This window comes from uncultured Agrobacterium sp. (assembly GCA_913777615.1).
Taxonomy (GTDB): domain Bacteria; phylum Pseudomonadota; class Alphaproteobacteria; order Rhizobiales; family Rhizobiaceae; genus Agrobacterium.
Genome location: CAJYTK010000020.1, coordinates 100,818 through 118,128 on the forward strand (window position 1 = coordinate 100,818; position 17,311 = coordinate 118,128).

16 protein-coding genes and 1 pseudogene are annotated in these 17,311 nt (G+C 59.4%); 8 read left to right on the plus strand and 9 right to left on the minus strand.

Annotation, left to right across the window (positions count from 1 at the left end; all coding sequences use genetic code 11):
• Positions 1–457 precede the first annotated feature (457 nt).
• The gene (locus tag QZ862_RS18015; protein WP_296101240.1) at positions 458–1,564 is read right to left on the minus strand and encodes a TRAP transporter substrate-binding protein; all 1,107 of its coding nucleotides are present in this window, start codon (positions 1,562–1,564) and stop codon (positions 458–460) included.
• A gap of 413 nt (positions 1,565–1,977) precedes the next feature.
• Between QZ862_RS18015 and QZ862_RS18020 the strand changes: the two genes are divergently transcribed.
• A complete protein-coding gene (locus QZ862_RS18020) occupies positions 1,978–2,733 on the plus strand; it encodes a gamma-glutamyl-gamma-aminobutyrate hydrolase family protein (protein ID WP_296040108.1) in 756 nt (251 codons plus the stop codon).
• Positions 2,734–2,756: 23 nt separating this feature from the next.
• Here QZ862_RS18020 and QZ862_RS18025 read toward each other — a convergent pair whose 3' ends face one another.
• The 3 genes from QZ862_RS18025 to QZ862_RS18035 all read right to left on the minus strand — a co-directional run bounded on the left by QZ862_RS18025 (position 2,757) and on the right by QZ862_RS18035 (position 5,541).
• Entirely contained in the window at positions 2,757–3,719 is a 963-nt protein-coding gene (locus QZ862_RS18025; RefSeq protein ID WP_296101241.1) for a 2-hydroxyacid dehydrogenase, read from the minus strand.
• A gap of 167 nt (positions 3,720–3,886) precedes the next feature.
• On the minus strand, positions 3,887–4,909 hold the full coding sequence (locus QZ862_RS18030; protein WP_296014373.1) for a LacI family DNA-binding transcriptional regulator: 1,023 nt from the start codon (positions 4,907–4,909) through the stop codon (positions 3,887–3,889).
• 122 nt (positions 4,910–5,031) lie between these two features.
• Positions 5,032–5,541: a MarR family transcriptional regulator gene (locus QZ862_RS18035; protein WP_296040103.1), complete on the minus strand. Its 510-nt coding sequence runs from the start codon at positions 5,539–5,541 to the stop codon at positions 5,032–5,034.
• Between the two features lie 79 nt (positions 5,542–5,620).
• On the opposite strand from QZ862_RS18035, the gene QZ862_RS18040 reads away from it, so the two are divergent.
• From QZ862_RS18040 to QZ862_RS18050, 3 genes are all read left to right on the plus strand, one after another.
• Complete coding sequence (locus QZ862_RS18040; protein ID WP_296014375.1) at positions 5,621–6,412, plus strand: creatininase family protein; 792 nt, start codon at positions 5,621–5,623, stop codon at positions 6,410–6,412.
• Between the two features lie 310 nt (positions 6,413–6,722).
• Entirely contained in the window at positions 6,723–7,877 is a 1,155-nt protein-coding gene (locus QZ862_RS18045) for a GTP-binding protein (RefSeq protein WP_296101242.1), read from the plus strand.
• Between the two features lie 200 nt (positions 7,878–8,077).
• Positions 8,078–9,067: a WD40 repeat domain-containing protein gene (locus QZ862_RS18050; protein WP_296040095.1), complete on the plus strand. Its 990-nt coding sequence runs from the start codon at positions 8,078–8,080 to the stop codon at positions 9,065–9,067.
• A 56-nt stretch (positions 9,068–9,123) separates the two neighbouring features.
• On the opposite strand, the gene QZ862_RS18055 is transcribed toward QZ862_RS18050, so the two are convergent.
• A complete protein-coding gene (locus QZ862_RS18055) occupies positions 9,124–9,570 on the minus strand; it encodes a glyoxalase superfamily protein (protein ID WP_296074974.1) in 447 nt (148 codons plus the stop codon).
• 250 nt (positions 9,571–9,820) lie between these two features.
• Complete coding sequence (locus QZ862_RS18060) at positions 9,821–10,492, minus strand: OmpW family protein (protein ID WP_296101285.1); 672 nt, start codon at positions 10,490–10,492, stop codon at positions 9,821–9,823.
• Between the two features lie 352 nt (positions 10,493–10,844).
• Here QZ862_RS18060 and QZ862_RS18065 point away from each other — a divergent pair, with 352 nt between their 5' ends.
• The gene (locus tag QZ862_RS18065) at positions 10,845–12,659 is read left to right on the plus strand and encodes a methyl-accepting chemotaxis protein (protein WP_296101243.1); all 1,815 of its coding nucleotides are present in this window, start codon (positions 10,845–10,847) and stop codon (positions 12,657–12,659) included.
• Between the two features lie 158 nt (positions 12,660–12,817).
• Here QZ862_RS18065 and QZ862_RS18070 read toward each other — a convergent pair whose 3' ends face one another.
• Entirely contained in the window at positions 12,818–12,982 is a 165-nt protein-coding gene (locus QZ862_RS18070; RefSeq protein ID WP_296101244.1) for a hypothetical protein, read from the minus strand.
• On the opposite strand from QZ862_RS18070, the pseudogene QZ862_RS21360 reads away from it, so the two are divergent.
• Both QZ862_RS21360 and QZ862_RS18075 read left to right on the plus strand, forming a co-directional pair.
• Positions 12,953–13,129: pseudogene (locus tag QZ862_RS21360) on the plus strand (helix-turn-helix domain-containing protein); the annotation flags it as partial. The gene QZ862_RS18070 and the pseudogene QZ862_RS21360 overlap by 30 nt on opposite strands.
• Positions 13,130–13,287: 158 nt before the next feature.
• Complete coding sequence (locus QZ862_RS18075; RefSeq protein ID WP_296101245.1) at positions 13,288–13,707, plus strand: GyrI-like domain-containing protein; 420 nt, start codon at positions 13,288–13,290, stop codon at positions 13,705–13,707.
• A gap of 123 nt (positions 13,708–13,830) precedes the next feature.
• Here QZ862_RS18075 and QZ862_RS18080 read toward each other — a convergent pair whose 3' ends face one another.
• Positions 13,831–14,397, minus strand: a complete 567-nt coding sequence (locus QZ862_RS18080; RefSeq protein WP_296101246.1) for an N-acetyltransferase — start codon at positions 14,395–14,397, stop codon at positions 13,831–13,833.
• A gap of 286 nt (positions 14,398–14,683) precedes the next feature.
• Positions 14,684–15,817 carry an ornithine/lysine decarboxylase gene (gene odc2 / locus QZ862_RS18085; protein ID WP_113180914.1) on the minus strand — a complete coding sequence of 378 codons (1,134 nt, stop codon included), beginning with the start codon at positions 15,815–15,817 and terminating at the stop codon, positions 14,684–14,686.
• A gap of 542 nt (positions 15,818–16,359) precedes the next feature.
• On the opposite strand from odc2, the gene QZ862_RS18090 reads away from it, so the two are divergent.
• Entirely contained in the window at positions 16,360–17,253 is an 894-nt protein-coding gene (locus tag QZ862_RS18090; RefSeq protein WP_296080937.1) for a LysR family transcriptional regulator, read from the plus strand.
• Positions 17,254–17,311 lie beyond the last annotated feature (58 nt).

Below are 17,311 nucleotides of genomic sequence, written 5' to 3' on the forward strand. Positions count from 1 at the left end.
GCCGCGCGTCCTTTAGGACGCGCAAAGGACGCTCTAACTCTTTGAATGTACGCATCGTGCTTTTCCGAAAATCGAATTCGATTTTCGGGCCGATGCTGTACCTCCACAGTTGAACAGCAAGGCCTTTGCCAAGGTCGGCGTGGCCAATCCTCGCCGATACTCCGGCTGGTCTCCGAAGTGTGCTGCTTCGCCGTTCAACGCGGGCGATCATAGTCGAGTGTCTTTACTGGTCCATAAACGCGGGTGAGTTGGAGGCAGCTCAAGCAAAAGCCCGGACCTTTCGATCCGGGCTCCAATAGAACGGTCTGGATAGTGTCACAGTCTGTTCAAGAATTGGCGTTGGTCTGCCGAAAATGGTGATTTCGAGAACCGGAGCGGAGCGTACTGAAGTACGTGAGCACCGGAAGCGCAGAAATTGCCATTTGCAGGCGACCAACGGCGATTATGGAATAGACTGTCAGAGCTTGCCGTTACGCTGCTGTATCATCATGAACGTATCGTAGGTGTATTCAGCCAGCTGCATCCACAGATACCCTTCACGCTTAAAAGCGACCTGATCTTCATAGACCTTCTTGAAGTCTGGATTGACGGCAGAGATTTCCGCGTAGACTTCGAGGGCGGCCTTGTAGCAGGCGTCGAGAATATCCTGGCTGAAGGGGCGCAGCGTGGCACCCTCGGAGACGATCTGCTTGATCGCCTTCGGATTCCTGGCGTCATATTTTGCCAGCATGTTGGTATTGGCAAACGAGCAGGCGTCCTGCAGCACGGCCTGATAGTTCTTTGGCAGGTCGTTCCACTTGTCCAGATTGACGAAGGAGTGGATGACCGGGCCACCTTCCCAGAAGGCCGGGTAGTAATAATACTTCGCCACCTTCTGGAAGCCGAGCTTATGGTCGTCATAGGGGCCAACCCATTCGGCCGCGTCGATCGTACCCTTTTCCAGCGCCGGATAGATATCGCCGCCGGCAATCTGCTGCGGCACGACGCCCAGCTTTTCCACCACCTTGCCGGCAAGACCGGCAATGCGCATCTTCACGCCTTTGAAATCCTCGACGGTGTTGATTTCCTTGCGGAACCAGCCGCCCATCTGCACGCCGGTATTGCCGGAGATCATGCCATAGAGCTTGTGCTTGGCGTAGAACTCGTTCAAGAGCGTGTTGCCATTGCCCTCGTAGAACCAGGAATTGGTCAGGCGCGCATTCAGGCCGAAGGGAATAGCGGTACCGATCGCGAATGTCGGGTCCTTGCCGACATAGTAGTAGGAGCAGGTGTGGCACATTTCCACCGTGCCGGAGGATACGGCGTCCGCCGCCTGCAGCCCGGGCACGATTTCGCCTGCCGCAAACACCTGAATGTTGAAATTGCCGTCGGTCGCGGCCTTCACATGGTTGGCGATATCCTGCGCGCCGCCAAAAATCGTATCGAGCGATTTGGGGAAGGAGGAGGTCAGCCTCCAGGTGATCTTGGCATTTTCCTGCGCGATGGCCGGTGCTGCCAGAACAGTTGCTGCCGCAGCACCCGTGCCCGCAAGCGCGCCTTTTTTGATGAATGAGCGTCGATCCATATTATCCTCCCAGATACGAACCATGTCACCGTGCGGCTTCCTCCCCCACACGAGATGGCTTGAGAAAAGCATGGGTCATGGCAACTGACAAGCGGCGCGGCAAAGAATAAACGGTGGGACATGCTTGAAGGGCGCGATTTCCTCTGCGCATAGGAAAAGATTATCGCATGCGCTGTCTCAAAACATCCGGGCGTTATACTTTAGACGAATAAATCCCGTCACTTAAAGCGTGTCGCGATCTTTCATACGCTGCCTCACGCTTTAGCTCCTCTTCTGCCGCACGTCGTGGTCTCAGAAGCGCTGCACCCTATTGCGGAAACCATGCTTTACGAAAAGAGAAAGCTTGACGAATCCGTCCCTTCGGCTTCACTGACGATATTGCATTTGAAGACCGCATCATGTTCGGAGCCACCATGTCCAAGCCCATCATCGCCATCCCTGCCGATATCAAACAGGTGGACGGTGCCGAGTGGCATGCGGCGCAGACGCAATATCTCGCCGCCGCGCTGAAGGTCGCAGGCGTCATGTCCCTGATCGTGCCGGCCTTCGAGAGTGGCAATGAGATCGATGCCATTCTCGACCGTGTAGACGGGCTGCTCGTTTCAGGCTCGGCCAGCAATGTCCACCCCTCGCTTTACGGCGAGCAAGCAACCGATGCCGATGGCCCCTTCGATGCCGGGCGCGATGCGACCAGCCTCGATCTCATCCGCCGCGCGATCGATCGCGGCATTCCGATGCTGGCCATCTGCCGCGGCATTCAGGAGCTGAACGTGGCGCTTGGCGGCACGCTTGCCAGCGAAATTCAGGAACTGCCGGGACGCTGGGACCACCGCAAGCCGGAAACGACAGAGCGCGACGTGATGTTTGGCATCCGCCAGCCGGTTCATGTGCGCGAGGGCTCCTGCATCGCCCAGCATCTGGGGCTTTCCGGCGAAATCCAGATCAACTCGGTTCATCGCCAGGCGATTGCGCAGACGGCACCAAGGCTACAGGTGGAAGCCACTGCCGAAGACGGCACCATCGAAGCCGTTTCCGTCATCGACGCGAAAGGCTTTGCCATCGGCGTGCAGTGGCACCCGGAATATTGGGCCGAAACCGATGGCCCGTCGCGAGCACTTTTCGAAGCCTTCGGCAAGGCGGTGCGGGACTATCAGGCGAGCAAGGCGTAAAGCGCCTCGCTCACCTTATGCGATTATTCCTTGACCGGTGTTTCCGGCACGGGTGTGATAACCTTTCGCTCAGACAGCCAGCCGAGAACATTATCGGCCACCAGATCGGCCATGGCATTGCGTGTCGGTACTGATGCGGATGCCACATGCGGCAAGAGCGAGACGTTGTCGAAGGCCAAGAGCGCTTCCGGCACCTTCGGTTCCGCATAGAACACATCCAGACCGGCAGCGCCCAGCGTGCCGTCCTGCAAGGCCTGTATCAACGCATCTTCATCGACGCTTGAGCCGCGCCCGACATTGATGAACACGCCGTTCGGGCCAAGAGCGGACAGGATCTCACCATTGATGGCCTTATGCGTTTCCGGCGTGCCGGGCACGATGCAGATCAGAATATCGACCGCGCTCGCCATCTCCTTCAACGAGGCATGATAGGTGTAGGAGAGTTCATCACGCTTGCTGCGCGTGTGATAGCCGATCTCCACCTTGAAGGGCTCCAGCCGCTTGGCGATCTCCTGGCCAATGCGGCCCATGCCGAACAGGCCCACCTTGCGACCGCGCAGCGAAAACGGCGAGAGCGCGAACGGCCCTTCCTTCACCCATTTGCCCTCACGCAGATAGGTCTCTGCCTGATAGAGGCGCCGCACGGTGTTGATCAGAAGCGCAATCGTCGTATCGGCCACTTCGTCGTTCAGCACATCCGGCGTGTTGGTAACGATGATGCCACGCTTGGCCGCATGCTTGGCATCGACGCCATCATAGCCCACGCCGAAATTGGCGATCACTTCCAGATTGGGAAGCGCATCGATCCAGGCCGCGTTGACGCTGCCGGAGACGGCCACTGCGCGAACGCGGTTCGCCACATCGGCGGAAATGGTGGGGGTCGCGCCCGCAGGTGCGGTCACGACCTCTACCTTGCCTTCGAAGCGTTCCAGAACGCGCGGATGGATTTTTCCCGGAACGAGAACGACGGGCTTTTGATCTGACATGGGCGATGATTCCTCTTGCAATGCGCATCTCCAAGGACAGCGAACGATGCTCTCACGGGACATGCATGAAGCCTCAAAGCGGCGATACCGCTCTGCGATGGGAAAAGGCTAACCGATGCGCGTCAAAATCAAAACCCGCTAATGAACGAGAACGGTACTGTCGTTCATCAATGTCGTGGAATGCAGGGTCCGGTGGATTGGCGGATGCGCATTTCCGGCTTGATCAGGTGAATGCCGTCCGGCTCATGGCTGCCCGCCAGCCTGTCGAGCAGGGCACGCGCCGCAAGCCGCCCGACTTCCGCCTGGCCGTTGGATACGGTCGTCAGCGATGGCGTGGAGATCGACGCTTCTTCCAGATCGTCATAGCCGGTGACGGAAATATCCTTGCCCGGAACGAAGCCTGCGCGCGAAATGCCGTTCATCAGGCCGATGGCGACAAGGTCGTTCCAGCACACCGCAGCCGTCGGCTTTTGCGGCAGCGACAGGAAGTTGACAGCCGCCTCGAAGCCGCCCTGCTTGGAGCGTGCGCCTGGAATGCGCAGGTTCGGATCGACATCGATCCCCGCCTTGCGCAGCGCATTCACATAGCCCTGATAGCGATCGCGCCCGGTCGATGTCTGGTCCGTGCCGCCCACCATGGCAATGGTCCGGTGGCCAAGGCTGATCAGGTGGTTGGTGGCAAGCGAAATGCCATAGCTGTCATCGCCGCGAAATGTCGGCATGTCGACACCATCCATGGAGCGCGCCACCAGAATGGCGGGCATGCCGTTTTCTTCCGCAAGCTTCAAATCCTCGGTCGGCGTACCGATGGCCGGAGACATGATCACGCCGTCGCTGCCAAGCTGCAGCAGCGTTTCCAGAAACGTGCGCTGCTTTTCGACCGAGTCGTAATGGTTGGACAGAATGAAGGTCTGGCGGCTGCGGTCCAGTTCGCTTTCGATGGCTTTGAGAATTTCCCCGTAGAACGGGTTCATCACATCATGGAAGACGACGCCGATAATGCCGGAGCGGGAGGTGCGAAGGCTGGCGGCACGGCGGTTATAGATATAGCCCAGCGCACGGGCCTGGTCCTTGATCTTCTCGCGCGTGTCGGCAGCCACGAGCGGGCTGTCGCGCAGTGCAAGAGAAATGGTGGCTGTCGAAAGCCCCAGGCTTTCGGCAATGGTTGAAAGTTTGACCTTTTGCGCCATGTCCCCTCCCCGAGATTGCGCATCGCCTCCCGGCGACGTTTAAATTGTGACTAAACAATTTAAACAAAACGCGCAAGAGGTTTAATATTTGCACAAACTGTTAAAAAGAACGCTTAAATTATTTAATCGATTATATCGAAAGCTTGCAGGTTGGAATCGATGGCGCGCAGCAGTTTGACCACCGTCTTCACCTCCTTGGCCGATAGCCCGTCCACGGCGCGGGCGCTGCAAGCCGCAAGTGAGGCGTTGATATGATCGACGCTTTTCTGGCCCGATTCCGTCAGCTTCACCATGGTCAGCCGGCCATCTCCTTCACCGGCGCTGCGCTCCACGAAGCCCTGTGCTTCCATGCGGCCAATCGTGCGCGTCATGGTGGGAGCCTTGACGCCAAGCTTCTGGGCAATCTGGCCTGGCGTCATGCTGCCTTCCTGCGCCAGCGCCAGGATCACGCCGTCCTGCCCGGCATAAAGGCCGCTCGCTGCCAGATTGTGGCTAAGCGCGGTACGCATGGAGCGTGCGGCCTGTGTGATGGATTGCGCAAGCTCTTCCGGGTTGAAGGCTATGTCCTTCTTCTTCTGCGACTTGTCTTTCTTGGATGCCTTGTCCTTCTTCGAGACCTTGTCCTTGCTCATTCAGCCCGTGCCTTTTGCCAGATCGCGAAACGACTATATGATGTTGTAACTTTTAACGAATATAGGCGCAGATCGCCATATGCCACACACATACACGCAATTTGACGACGAAACGATAACAGACGGATTTCACCCTCGGGAGACGATCGCGGTGCTGCCGCTCGGCGCGCATGAGCAGCATGGTCCACATCTGCCCTTCGAAACGGACACGCTGATCGCAAAAGGCATCGTCACACGCCTGAAGGCAGCGCTGCCGCAGGATTTTCCCGTCACCTTCCTGCCTGTCGAACCCATAGGCTACTCCATCGAACATATGGATGTGGAAGGTACCAAGACGCTTGCCTTCGATGAGGCCGTCAACCGCTGGCTCGACATCGCACGCGCCCAGCATGAAAAGGGCATCGTCAAATTCGTCATGCTGAACGCCCATGGTGGCAATTCGCCGCTCCTCACAATCGTCGCCACCGAAGCGCGCAGGCGCTTCAACATGCTGGCCGTTGCCACCAGCTGGACGCGCTTCGGCCTGCCCGAGGGGCTGATTGCGCCACAAGACAAGGCCATCGACATCCATGGCGGCGATATCGAAACCTCGGTGATGCTCGCACTCGCTCCGAACGAAGTCGCCATGGACAAGGCCGCGAATTTCCCCTCGCGCCAGAGTGAATTTGCCAGCCGCTTCACCCATCTGCGCGCCTATGGCCCGCATGCGTTCGGCTGGATGATGAGCGACCTGAACCGCCAAGGCGTGGCCGGAAATGCCGCCGCTGCGAGCGCTGAAAAGGGCGAGGCGATCATCGCCCATTCGGTGCGCGGCTTGATTGCGCTTCTGGACGACGTTCGTGCCTTTGATATGAGGGCATTCGATGCCTGAAGCGTAGTCCACGCAAAACCGTACGGCGGTTTTGCGATCAGGAGATGCGACAAGAGGAGGACCTGACGCGTCGGGAACGAACCTGAAAGATCACGACGCCATTTGGCCGTTCGTGCGAACTGGAAGTCGGTTTTGCGACAACGCCAAGCGGCGCAATGGCGTAGAGCGTCATCGAACAGATCCGAAAGCTCGCGACACTCTACCATCAAAATTCTTGAACAGAATTTCTTTGAACTGCCTTCTTCGCAAGCCTATATGAACGGCAACATTTTGTCTGTCGCGCCAACCGGCCGCATATTCGAGGTTTTTCATGACCGAAGCAAACACCGCCTCCCCCGCAGCGCCAAAGCCCATCCCCGTTACCGTGCTGACCGGGTATCTGGGTGCCGGCAAGACCACGTTGCTGAACCGCATTCTGACCGAGAACCACGGCAAGAAATATGCCGTCATCGTCAACGAGTTCGGTGAAATCGGCATCGACAACGACCTGATCGTGGAATCGGACGAAGAAATCTACGAGATGAACAATGGCTGCATTTGCTGCACGGTGCGCGGTGACCTGATCCGCGTCGTCGAAGGCCTGATGCGCCGTCCCGACCGTTTCGACGGCATCATCGTCGAAACCACCGGCCTTGCAGATCCCGTTCCCGTCGCCCAGACCTTCTTCATGGATGACGATGTGCGCGCCAAGACCGAACTCGATGCTGTCGTGGCGCTGGTCGATGCCAAGCACCTGCCGCTGCGCCTGAAGGACAGCCGCGAGGCCGAGGACCAGATCGCCTTTGCCGATGTCGTCGTGATCAACAAGAGCGATCTCGTGACCAAGGAAGAACTGGCCCGCATCGAAGACATCGTGCGCGCCATCAACCCGTCGGCGCGCATCTACAAGACCGAACGCTCCGGCGTCGATCTTGTCCGCGTGCTGGATCAGGGCGCCTTCAACCTGGAACGTGCGCTGGAAAACGACCCGCACTTCCTCGAGCACGGCCATGAGGATCACGTCTGCGGCCCCGATTGCGACCACCATCACCACGATCACGACCACCACCATCATGGGCATGATCACGATCATCACGGGCATGACCACCACGGTCACGACCATGATCACGACCACCATCATCACGGCCACGATCATGACCATCACGCGCCGTCGCCCATCCATGATGTGACGGTCCAGTCCATTTCGCTGCGCGGCGGCGAGATGAATCCCGAGCGCTTCTTCCCCTGGATTCAGAAGGTAACGCAGACCGACGGTCCGAACATTCTGCGCCTTAAAGGGATCATCGCCTTCAAGGGCGATGCCGAGCGTTACGTGGTGCAGGGTGTCCACATGATTATCGAGGGCGATCACCAGCGTCCGTGGAAGGAAGGCGAAAAGCGCGAAAGCCGCCTCGTCTTCATCGGCCGCGAACTCGATCGCGCAAAGCTGGAAGCCAGCTTTCATGCGTGTGAAGCGAAGGCGTAAACTGCTCACTTGATGCCGGCCCAGCGCAAGTCAGGCCGGCACAGGCAGCTTTGGCCCCGCCCTCTCCTCCTGCGTCCTCCTCGGCCCTCGGGTCAAGCCCGAGGGTGACCCGAGGCTCCACGCCGCACAGGGTGGACGAAAACAAACCACCCCACCCCATACCGCAGCCAAAACACATACAGACGAAAGACTCATCGCCCATGCCCACCGTTGCTCCTCTTGACCTTGAAGGCCACGTCGTCGCGGCGCATTTTCTGGGCGATATTCCGCTATTTGCCACCGCCGCCGGCACCATTCACCGCCTGGATGGCGGCGAGAAGGTGACCGAGGCCCACCAGGGCCTGCTCACCTGCATCCGCGATCCCCACAGCGCAACGCTTCTAACCGGCGGCGAAGATGGAAAGGTGCTTCGCGTTGGCCATGACGGCACTGTAACCGAGCTTGCCCATGTGCCGCGCAAGTGGATCAACGTTGTGGCGGGAGGCCCGCAGAAGGCCGTGGCCTATGGCGTGGGCAAGTCAAGCTTCGTGCGCCTCTCCGACGGCACCACCAAGGAGTTCAAGGAAGAGCGCACGGTGGAAGGCATTGCCTTTGCGCCAAAGGGTCTGCGCATCGCCGCTGCCCGCTACAATGGCGTGACGCTGCACTGGGTGGCAACTGCCGGCGATCCGGTCGATCTGGAATGGAAAGGCGCTCATACCAGCGTCACCTTCTCCCCCGATGGCCGCTTCCTCGTGACAAGCATGCAGGAAAACGCTCTTCATGGCTGGAAACTCGATGCCCCGAAGGGCGCCGACGCCCGCCACATGCGCATGACCGGCTATCCCGGCAAGGTGAAATCGCTCTCCTGGTCGCCCAAAGGCAAATGGCTGGCCTCGTCGGGCGCTCCTGCGGCAATCGTCTGGCCGTTTTCCGGCAAGGATGGCCCTATGGGCAAGGCGCCGGAAGAACTCGGTACCCGCGGCAATATCATGGCAGCCCAGGTCGCATTCCATCCGGCTGACGACGTGCTGGCCATCGGCTTCATCGATGGCATGATTCTTGGCGTGCGCATGGCAGACGGCAAGGAAGCGCTTCTGCGCCGCCCTGGCAAGGGCGCAATCTCCGGCCTCTCCTGGAGCGCCAACGGCAAGCTGCTGGCCTTCGCGTCCGAAGCTGGCGATTGCGGCATCGTCGATATCTCGGCGTGACCGGGGGCCGGCACCTGCCAGCCATCCGGCTCGACCTTAAAGCGTGCCCGCCACCCTCACCACGTCAGTTCCACCTGTGCCCGACCGTCGGAGGTGCGCTCCACGGTGCGGCCACTCGCATCCACATTGCAGTGAACGCGCTGACGGAAGGCGGAGAAGCTGTCGAAGGTGACGACATCGACCGGATCGTCGAAATGCATCGTCAGCCGAAAGCGCTCCGGGTCGCCGCCGAGTGACTGCACGCCGAGGATCGCGCCGGTGAAAGGCTGGCCGAGATAGTAGCCGCTGACGCGTGACCCCAGCATATAAGGATTGAACGGCGGGCGATTGCCCACTGCGGCATGAAGCGTGTTCCAGTCCCGGTAGCCGTATTGGGCCGCGATCAGCTCCAGCGCGCGCGAATGACCGATCGTCGTGCCTTCGCCGGCAAGTCCGGCGCGAAGGCGCTTCGCCTGATCTTTCAGCGTATCGAGACTGGGTAGAGGTAGTGTCGTGTTCCGCATGGCGGTTCTCCTGCATCGGCATACGTCGTTTGAGGAGGGGTCCGCATTGCCACCGTCTGCATGCCTGAAAAGGGAATGACCGTATCGGAGGTTTGAAAGAGAGTTTCACCAAAGCTGTGACGCTTGCGGACGGCAGGGACTCTCGCCCTGACGCCGTCTTTAGCGGATTTCGGGGTGACGGTCAAACAGGATGCCCCAGAGCTCCCGCGCTTTAAAAAGGGCGCCGCGGCTGCCCGCAGCGCCCTCCTCCCTAGAACCGGTAGGTCACACCGGCACCGACAAGCCACGGATCGAGCTTGGCCTTGCCGCTGATGTCACCGAAAGCGTCGCTCGTTGCCGTCCACTTCGTATCGAGGAAGATCTTCTTCACGTCGAAGTTCACGCCCCAGTTCTTCGTCACCATATAGTCGAAGCCGACCTGCACGGCCGCACCGAAATCGTTCTTCACATCCAGATTGCTGAAGCCCGGCTTTTCGCTCTGGTGATAGAAGAGCGAGTAGTTCACGCCAGCACCCACATAGGGTTTGAAGGCGCCGAAATCGGTGAAGTGATATTGCAGCGTCAGCGTTGGCGGCAAGAGCCAGGTCTTGCCGACATCGATCTCGCCAAGTGCCCCTGTTGTGTTGATCTTGGAAAAGGTCGTGCCGAGAATGAGTTCGGCGGCGATGTTGTCGGTGAAGAAGTAGCTGATATCGAATTCCGGGATCACCGTGTCCGAATAAGAGAGCCCAGCACCCGGCACGCCGTTGATCATGCCGCTGTCATGGGTGAGAACACCGAGCGCTCGAACGCGGATCATCCACGGGCTTGCCGCAGCGATCGCTTCTTCAGCCGTGGGGGCCGGCGCAATTTGTGCCAGGTCCGCCGCGAAGGCAATGCCGGGCAGAGCGCAGCACAAAAGCGGAAGGATGGCTTTTCGGATGGTCGCAAACACGTTTTCTCTCCTTGATCAGATCGATGAACACGCGTCTTCGCTTGGCGCCCGCAAGGTTTGGACTCGGCGCAAAAGAGCGGAGAAGGTGTGTCGCGCCTTTCCTATCTCTTCGAACGACTGAGGCATTTGAGGTGGATCAAATCGCATGGAAAGGCTCAAGCCCTGGCGCCTTTTGCTGTGGGAGGCCAGAGATTTACGAAACCTTAACCACGCCAAAACAGATTTTTATTATTAACTATAATTAGTTCGATCTAAACCTATCTTTGCGACGTTATCTCCCGGACTCAAGCTATGACCCTAATGCCGCATCTGGCGATCGAGGGCCCGGAGAAAGACAACCATGCGAGTTTCCATTTCAGCGGCCATTACAGCCACAGGCATTGCCCTGATTGCAGGCGTGCTTCTGACACTTCTGACAGGCGCTGGGGCGCTAAACAGGTTGAAGGTGAATGGCCCGATCTATCAGGACATCATCTACAGCAAGGACCTGATCGCCGATATTCTGCCGCCGCCGCTATACGTCATCGAAAGCTATGCGCTTGCCAATGAAAGCGCCTTGCATACCGATACGCTGAACACCAACGCAGCACGCATGAAGGTTCTGAAAGACCAATATGAAGACCGTCGCCAATACTGGAAGACGACCACCCTGCCAGATGCCCTGAAGGCCAAGCTTTTCGATGACGTGCTGGTCAAGGGTGACGATTTCTGGCGCGAAATGGAAACCACAACGCTCCCTGCCCTTTTTGCCAATGATCGTGCAGCCATTACCGCATCCTTGAGCGCGCTGCGGGCGAAATTCCATCTGCATGAAGCTGCCGTCAACCAACTGGTGGAGATGGGCAATGTCTTCGGCGCGGAAAAGGAAGCCTATGCTGCCTCGCAGACCACCCTGCTACAGGGCGCAAGCTATGGCCTTGGGTTCTTCCTCATTCTTCTGTGCATCGCCTCCACGCTCTTTACCAGACGCCGCGCCATCCGCCCGCTGGGCGACATGACCCACGCCATGACGACAATGGCAGGTGGCGACCTTACGAACGCTCCGCCGCACCTTGGCCGCAAGGACGAGATCGGCGCCATTGCAAAGGCGCTTGCCATCTTCCGCGATGCGGGGTTGGAGAAAAGACGGCTGGAAGCGCAAGCCGAGGAAGCGCGCCAGGCAAGCGATGCCGAACGCCAGGAGCGCGAACGGGAGCGTCTTGCCGATGCCGACGCCCTTCGTTTTGCCGTCGAGCAACTGGGCGGTGGCTTGAGCCAGCTCGCAAATGGCGATCTGAGCCGCAATCTCGAACAGCCCTTCCATCCGCGCTTCGAAACCCTGCGACGGAATTTCAACGAGTCGGTCGCAACGTTGCGTTCGACGCTTCGGGAGGTTCTGTCGGAGACCGTTCAATTGAACCGACAGGGGCAGGAACTGCGTGGCGGCGCCGACAATCTGGCGCGCCGCACCGAGCAGCAGGCAGCCGCGCTGGAAGAAACCGCCGCAGCTTTGGAGCAGGTCACCTCTACCGGCAAGGCCTCGGTATCGCGCGTGGAAGACATGCGCAATCTGGTCAAGGATGCGCGCAACTCCGCCGTCCATTCCTCCGCCGTCGTTGGTGAGGCGATTTCGGCCATGAGCCGCATCGAGACGGCATCGGGTGAAATAGGCTCCATTATCGGCGTCATCGAAGGCATTGCCTTCCAGACCAATCTTCTGGCGCTGAATGCCGGTGTTGAAGCGGCGCGTGCGGGCGATGCCGGAAAGGGCTTTGCCGTCGTGGCGCAGGAGGTGCGCGATCTGGCGCAACGCGCTGCCGCCGCCGCCAAAGAAATCAAGCAGCTGGTCGCCAGATCCAGCCAGGAAGTGGCAGGCGGCGTCGATCTCGTTCAGTCGACCGGTTCGGTCCTGGCCGAAATCCAGGCCGTGGTATCGCGCATCGATCTCAATATCGACGCCATCGCAACCGCCGCTCGCGAACAATCCGTCGGTCTTGCCGAGATCAACACCAGCGTCAACACGCTGGACCAGATGACCCAGCACAATGCCGCCATGGTGGAAGAAACCAACGCCGCCACCCAGACGCTGGCAGATGCCGCCCACACGCTCGCCTCGCTCGCAGGCCGGTTCCATATCGCCGGCAGCGACCAGGCGCAGGTCCAGCGCGCCGCGTAACCAGGATGGTATGATGGCATGGCGGCACCCTCCGCCCTGCCCCACAAGTGAGATATCGACCTGAAGCGTGGAGCGGTTTTGAAACACCGCAACACGCTTCAGCCTTTTCTGCGTCACATAAAGCACGCTCTCGACGCACCCTTGCCGTCATCGCAAAGTCAAATACGATCAAGCGCACCAGCCTCCGATCCGCGATAAGGACCGGGTGAAGCACGGGAGAGCCCATGGCCGTTGTTGAAAGACTGATCTGGCAGATCGAAACGGATCTGCACACAGACCTGTCCCTGACCTCGCTGTCTGAGCGTTGCGCGGTCAATGTCCATCACATGTGCCGGATCTTTCAACTGGCCACAGGCATGTCGATCATGAGTTACGCGCGCGCCCGCAGATTATCCAAGGCGGCACGCGCCGTCGCCCATGGTCAGGACAACATCATCGCCATCTCACTCGATGCTGGCTATGGTTCTCACGAGGCATTCACACGTGCCTTCGCACATTGCTTCGGCATCACGCCAAGCGCTCTGCGAAGCCATCGATCCATCACCACTCTCGATCTTATGGAGCCTTTTGAAATGAATAAGGATATGATTGTTCCGGTTGCAGCCCCCGCCTGGAAGAACGCGGCGCGATGCGGGTGGTGGGACTTGGCATCGACTGCGCCTTTGGCAACACCGGCGCGATACCGGCACTCTGGCAGGCCTTCAACGCCCGCGAAAACGAGGTGGAAAACGCCGTGCCGGGAGCCTTATACGGGGTCTGCTGCATGGGGGACGGCGCCGGCAATTTCCGCTATATCGCGGGAGTAGAGGCAAAAGGCTCGACATCCGGGATGGAGCATATCGATATCCCCGCACACCGATATGCCGTCTTCACCCATAGCGGCCATATCTCGGACTTTGCCAAGACAGTCTATACGATCTGGAACAAGGCACTGCCCGACGCTGGCCTGAACAGCGCACATGCCCCGGACTTCGAACGCTACGATCACCGCTTCGATGGGCGCACCGGTCGCGGCGAGGTGGAAATCTGGATACCGATCGTTTCGTGAGTGGATTGCAGGATTGGCCGGAAAGCAGCAGCCCACCCGCAAATAAGAAGAGCCGCCCCCATACCGGGAACGGCTCTCTTGGTTCACAGAGTTACATGGCAGACCCAAAAGACTGCTTGTCCATCAGGAAAAGCGACGACCGCTCGCCACCAGCATGCCAGCGGCACCATCCAGCCAACCCGCCTTCAGTTCCAGCGCCAGAAAGCGGTTGCGCTCGAAGGGGCCAGGCATGACGAGGTGCTGGGTCTTGTTCGCGAAGAAGCCGAAGCGTTCGTAGTACGGCGCGTCACCGACAAGCAGGATTGCGCCGTGGCCGCGGCGGGCAGCTTCAGCGATTGCCGCGCGCATCAGCCCCGAGCCGATACCCTTGCCCTCATGCGCGGCATCGACGGCGAGCGGTCCGAGCAGCAGGGCGGCAACCGGGCGGCCTTCGCGGGTCACGCCCGCCTCGACGTTCCACAGGCGCACGGTGCCGATGACATGGCCATCCTCATCACGGGCAACCAGCGCCAGACCTTCGGCAGGCACACGACCGGCGCGCAGCTTCTCGGAAGACTTGCGGCGGCGGCCGGGACCCATGGCGCGGTCCAGCAGGTTTTCGCGCGCGACGATGTCGCCGGCGTTTTCGGTATCGATGAAGAATGTCTGCGGCGTGAAGAATGCACGAACCGAATTGAGAACAGCGGCCATCCCGGCCTCCCGTTACCAAGCCGCCCACGAAAGCGGCACCTGCGAAGAAACATGTCGCGCCCGTTTTTGATCAAAACCTGCAACGACAAGGATTGAACCGTTCCGGCCCGGCGCGCGCCGCAAGCTTTCCCTCGGCTGGACAGAGGGCTTGGCAAGCAGGGTTTGCGCCAAGCCCGGGCGTCAGCCGGGCCGGAACGGGAAGATCCGGGAGAACGCCACCCGCCCCAACGGGCGGCGTCTCGCGCAGATCACATTGCTTTGGATCAGTAAAAACCCTGAGACGGGTTTAGATCACATAGGCCTTCAAAGGCTCGAAGCCGTTGAAAGCGACCGCCGAATAGGTGGTCGTGTAGGCGCCCGTTCCTTCGATCAGAACTTCGTCGCCGATGGTCAGCGAGACCGGCAGCGGGTACATGTTCTTCTCGTAGAGCACATCGGCGCTATCGCAGGTCGGACCGGCCAGAACGCAAGGCTCCATCGTGTCCTCATCGCGCGTGGTGCGGATGGGGTAACGAATGGCTTCGTCCATGGTTTCGGCCAGACCGCCGAACTTGCCGATGTCGAGGAACACCCAGCGATGGTTGTCATTGTCGGACTTGCGCGAGACGAGAACGACTTCCGCCTTGATCACCCCCGCATTGCCAACCATGCCGCGGCCCGGCTCGATGATGGTCTTCGGGATCTGGTTGCCGAAGTGCTTGCGCAGCGCCGTGTCGATTGCCTGGCCGTATTCTTCAGCGGCGGGAACGTCGCGAAGATACTTGGTCGGGAAACCGCCGCCCATATTGACCATCTGCAGGTGGATGCCCTGCTTGGCAAGAGAGGCGAAAACGCGCTTGGCATCGCCAACGGCTGCATCCCATGCGTCGAGGTTCATCATCTGCGAACCGACATGGAAGGACACGCCGTAGGATTCGAGGCCCAGCTGGTGTGCATAGACCAGAACGTCGACAGCCATCTGCGGCACGCAGCCGAACTTGCGAGACAGCGGCCATTCGGCACCTTCGCCATCGGTCAGAACGCGGCAGAATACGCGGGCACCTGGGGCTGCGCGGGCAACCTTCTCGACTTCCTCATGGCTGTCCACGGCGAAGAGATCGATGCCGAGCGCGTGAGCGCGTGCAACATCGCGTTCCTTCTTGATGGTGTTGCCGAAGGAGATGCGGTCGGAGGTCGCACCGGCATCGAGCGCCATCTGGATTTCAGCCACGGAGGCGCAATCGAAGTTGGAGCCCATGGAAGCGAGCAGCTTCAGAATTTCAGGAGCCGGGTTTGCCTTGACGGCGTAATAGATCGCGCTGTTCGGCAGGGCGTGACGGAACGCGTGGAAATTATCGCGCACGACGTCGAGATCGACCACAAGGCAGGGACCTTCGGGGCGGCGGGTATTGATGAAGTCGAGGATGCGAGCAGTCGTCATCGTTGTGTTCCCTAACTTGATCCGGCTCCGGAAAATTCCGGAGGACAAAGAACGCTCGAGATATGCAAGACGAATCAGCCGGTGGAGGCGCAGATTCATTTGCATACGCTCAAGGCGCAAATGTGAACAACGCCCTGCCAGGAGCATTATTCGGCTTTGTCTGCCATGGGATTGGAGGGAATCATACCCAACCGCACTTACGGCAATGATGGTGTGCCTCTTCAGTACCCCGGCTGATGGAAAGCCGGCAGAGAACCAGAAAGGCCCGCACCGTCGTTGCTTCGTATGTCCTCGCATATCCGGTTGGCCGGAACAGCGACTGGAGGGGTTAATTCCAGGTACCTTACCGAACTCCTCACCACATCGAGGGTCGGCGGACACACATGGGCACGTGCGACTTTGGGCAGACCGGGAGATAAGAATATTCGCCGTCATAATCAAGAGGAATTTTTCACCACATCGCGAATTTTTTCGGCAGCTATTTTGTTATTGGACAGTCCGTCCCGATCGTTCAATTATATGGAACAAACAGGAGTTTTTGGATGGATACGCTGACCCGCATTCGCGCCTTTATCGACGTGGTCGAGGCGGAAGGTTTCTCCGCCGCCGCGCGCAAGACCGGACGCTCCAAGGCGCTGCTGTCCAAATATGTGCGCGAGCTGGAAGACGATCTCGGCGCGCTGCTGCTGAACCGCACCACGCGGCAGTTTTCGCTGACGGAAGCCGGCCATACCTATTACCGCACCGCCTCTGATATTCTGAAAGAGATCGACAATCTCGCCGACCTGGTGCGCGAGAAGAATTCCGATCTGAAGGGCAAGCTTCGCCTTTCCGTACCGCGCACCTTCATCGACGCCGATGTCGGCCAGAGCCTCATCGATTTCGCCCGCGAGAATCCGGAGCTTTCCATGGAGATCGTCGCCGACGACCGCTTCGTCGATCTAATCGAGGAGGGCTTCGATCTGGCCATCCGTATCACCAAGCTGGAGGATTCGGGCCTCATTGCCCGCAAGCTGTCGGATTTCCGCGTTCACGCGGTGGCGACACCGGATTTCGTCAACCGCCACGGACCATTGGAAACCCCGCAGGATCTCGGAAAAGTGCCCTGCATCATCGACACCAATTCCCGCTTCCAGAATCACATCCGTTATTTCGAGCCCGGCGGCGGCACCAATTCGGTTGCGACGCGAGGACCGATCGAAGTCAACAGCCCGCAGGCGACGCTGCGCGCCGCACGCTCTGGGCTCGGCGTTGCCATCGTGCCGGATTTCATCGCCCGCCCGCATATCCAGTCGGGCGAACTGGTGACGCTTTTCGATGAGTATATTTCCCGCGATCGCGGCATTTACGCCGTCTATCCGCACCGGCGCTACCTGCCCGCCAAGGTGCGCAGCTTCGTCGATTATCTCTCCAACTGGTTCCGAAAGAACGGTTGATCGGCGCTCCGCCGAAATTCAGACCTAATTTGTTATAGAGTAACCGCAGATTCGCCCG